Source organism: Bartonella sp. AD328YNZD (assembly GCF_042196425.1).
This window is the reverse complement of the sequence record NZ_JBHIQG010000265.1, coordinates 1-3,364: the sequence shown is the minus strand read 5'-3', so window position 1 is coordinate 3,364 and position 3,364 is coordinate 1. Positions and strand designations below refer to the sequence as shown.

The following is a 3,364-nucleotide window of genomic DNA, read 5'->3' as shown; positions in this document are numbered from 1 at the left end:
AAAAAAGACATGGGGGGTGGAGCAAACGTTTTGGGATTGGCTAAACTTATCATGGATGCAAAATTGCCTTTCCGTCTACGCGTTTTGATTCCAGCTGTAGAAAATGCAATTTCTGCGAATGCTTACCGACCAGGTGATATTCTCAAAAGTCGTAAAGGTTTAAGTGTTGAAGTAGGTAATACAGATGCTGAAGGGCGACTTGTCCTTGCCGATGCACTCGCCTATGGTGATGAAGAAAGTCCACAATTCATGCTTTGCATGGCTACTTTAACAGGAGCAGCACGCACAGCATTAGGACCAGATCTTCCGGCATTTTATTGTAATGATTCACTATGGGCACAACAAATTTCTGAATCTGCTCACGCTGTTTTTGATCCTCTTTGGCAAATGCCCCTTTGGAAACCTTACCAAGAGATGTTATCATCACCAATTGCTGACCTTAACAATGTAACTGGAAATAGCTTTGCTGGCTCTATAATCGCTGCTTTATTTCTTAATTCTTTTGTTGAAAAAACTGAACATTTTGCGCATTTTGACCTTTATGGATGGGTTCCAAAAGAAAAACCAGGATACCCTATTGGTGGATCAGCACAAACTATCCGTGCCCTTTATAATATTTTTAAAAATGAGTTTTGACACAAATATCCACAAAAATGGACAATTTTGCAGCTTAAAGAATAATTGGTCTTACACTGTGTTCTTGGTTTTATTGGAAGATAAAAATCTTACCAAGACAGTTTTCGTGAGTCTTCTTAAAGGTGAGATGCCCAAAAATGGAAAGCAAAAAAATGATCTCTAAAGACCCAAGGCTTTATGCATTCAGAGATGATCTAGCAGATCAACGTCTTGAAACAGAAATTACAGCTCAGCGCTTTGTTCAAGGTAAAAAAAGACGTGTTAATACCGCGGTCGCCGGACTTTTTAAAGAAAATAGTAAAAACAGTGAAAGACAAACAGAATGCTTATTCGGAGAAGAGCTTCTCATTTTTGAACAAGGGGAAATGATGTCGTGGGGGCAATCACTCAAGGATGGTTATGTCGGTTATATTGATACAAAAGTTCTTTGTTCATCAACCATAAAACAAACACATGTGGTTTCAGTACCACGCACATTTAAATATTTACACGCTGACTTACGTGGACCGATAAGCTCCCCTTTATCTATGGGAAGCAAAGTCAGTGTTGTTGATGAAATTGAAGTCCGTGATACAACGTATTCTATTCTTGAAAATGGAACAGCAATCATTACGAGCCATCTCAGCCCCATTGGACGCGTATATGAAGATTATGTCACAGTTGCAGAAACCTTTATCCGTACACCTTATCTTTGGGGTGGTATCAGCGGTTTTGGAATTGATTGTTCGGGACTCATTCAGCTCTCTATGATGATGACCGATCAAATAGTTTTACGAGACACCGATATGCAGCAAGAAACTGTAGGCAAGCTTCTTACAGACACTGATAAACTTCAACGAGGTGATTTAATTTTTTGGAAAGGTCATGTGGCTATTATGATTGATCATGAAAATATTATTCACGCTAATGGTTTTTCTATGGACGTTATGATCGAGCCATTGGAAGAAGCAATTACGCGTATCGCTAAAAAAAATCAATACCCCATTGCAAAACGTCGCCCAATTCAAGAAATTTAATACATGCCTCCTATAAAAAATTAATTGAATGTTTTTTATTATACAATAGATTGATTTATAAGGATAATTATCCATTATTTACTCTGTGTCAAGCATTCTAAATATCGTAAAATTCTCTCATTTCAAATCGGTTTTTATGTTGAATCAATCAAAATCGCTTGCTTGTTCATCACAAGCAAAATTGATGTATAAGTAAAAATATCCCTTATGAAGGTTCTCAAATGCCAAGAGCTATCATAATAACATTGGGACCAACTTACTCCTTCGTAAGCGTAAAGATAGTATGCTCAATAGATTTTACATTATTTCCATATTTCCATGGGAGCTTTAACGTTATACCATTCACTAGTGCGGCACGAAACGGGTTTTGGAGCATTGCGAAATGCCTCTTTTAAACAAGCTCGTGAATACGCAGCACAATGCCGCTCTACATTACGTAAAGAACGCGCTCCTCTTAATCAAAAGCAACATTTTTGATCTTTTCTTAAAGTTCATACTCATTTAGAAATCTTTATCAATATTCGCCTATCTTTAAATACTGAGAAAACTAATCGACCGTCTTACTGAAGAACTTTCATTAAAATATCATATAGTCAATTATAAATCGTATTACATAACTTAAATAAGAGTTCTTAATATTATCATATTTCACTGTTTCAAATACCTTTATTACAAGTCAATAGAGAAATAAGCGTATTATAAAAAAATGAAAATAAAGATTACTACGCAGATTTATTATTTCTTTTCTATTCAGTTTTATGTTTTTTTAAATATACAAAAATAATATATTCCTTATTTATATACTTACCTAGGTAGCTTTTTCTCCATCTCTCATACCATAGATATGTATGATATATAGTTCTCTAAGAAGTCTTATTTTCATGTTTTCTTTTATATTTAATCATTCATTAACCGTATGTTTTATTTTTTTAAAATTATTTTTTAAATTACATACCACTCTTTTTATTCGTACGTTATTGAACATTTTTTTGATTGGGAAATCGTATAACATCAAGAAAAATAAAACTTATGATTACAAAACAATACGTTATTATATAATATATGTATTACATATGATAATTAGGATTTTGGTCATGTAAAACAATCTCCAATAATAAACACAAAGCGTTCTTTTTTAAAGCATTTTTTGAATTTTTTCTATTATTGATATCTTATGAAATAAATACTCCTAATATCTCTCAGTGCATCTAAGACAATCTCTCAATGATAATCGCGAAAAGTATAAATCCATTATCTACCACCATTTTTATGCTTATAAAGCGTGCAAAGGCATCATTATATACTTTGCTAATTCTCAATGTTGCGATAACCCTTGGCTAGTAGAGAGTGTTCTTTCAGCACGTATTTTATTTCTTTCTTAAATAATTTTAACATGCCCCGCCCCGCTTGGAACATGAAAAAGAATGATTTTGATTAATTTAAAATAAGACAGTTTTGAAATGAGAAAATTTTTTACGACTCTGGACTTCCCCATGCAACATAAAAATTATATTATCATTATAACTCAATATATTGGTTTATATTTAAACAATATTCCCTGCTTATAACACATCAAAGAAGGTGATTTTTCAATACCTGAACCAATGGTTTATCAGCATCAGGCATAGGGTATTTATCAAGATCATTAATAAAAACCCATTCTAAATTTTGCCCTTCTCGTCCTTGTGCAACGCCCTCATAATGGTCACAAA

General features: G+C 33.5%; 1 protein-coding gene and 2 pseudogenes. 2 read left to right on the top strand and 1 reads right to left on the bottom strand.

Annotated elements, in window-relative coordinates; all coding sequences use genetic code 11:
• Both ACFIO3_RS10370 and ACFIO3_RS10365 read left to right on the top strand, forming a co-directional pair.
• Positions 1 to 636, top strand: a pseudogene (locus ACFIO3_RS10370) (M17 family metallopeptidase); the annotation flags it as partial.
• 152 nt (positions 637 to 788) lie between these two features.
• On the top strand, positions 789 to 1,652 hold the full coding sequence (locus tag ACFIO3_RS10365; RefSeq protein WP_375704425.1) for an NlpC/P60 family protein: 864 nt from the start codon (positions 789 to 791) through the stop codon (positions 1,650 to 1,652).
• Between the two features lie 1,572 nt (positions 1,653 to 3,224).
• On the opposite strand, the pseudogene ACFIO3_RS10360 reads toward ACFIO3_RS10365, so the two are convergent.
• Positions 3,225 to 3,364 (bottom strand): annotated as a pseudogene (locus ACFIO3_RS10360) (8-oxo-dGTP diphosphatase MutT); the annotation flags it as partial.

Bases quoted from the DNA above. Each gene is read 5' to 3' on its own strand.
- ACFIO3_RS10365 (WP_375704425.1), top strand. From the start codon at position 789: ATGATCTCTAAAGACCCAAGGCTTTATGCATTCAGAGATGATCTAGCA.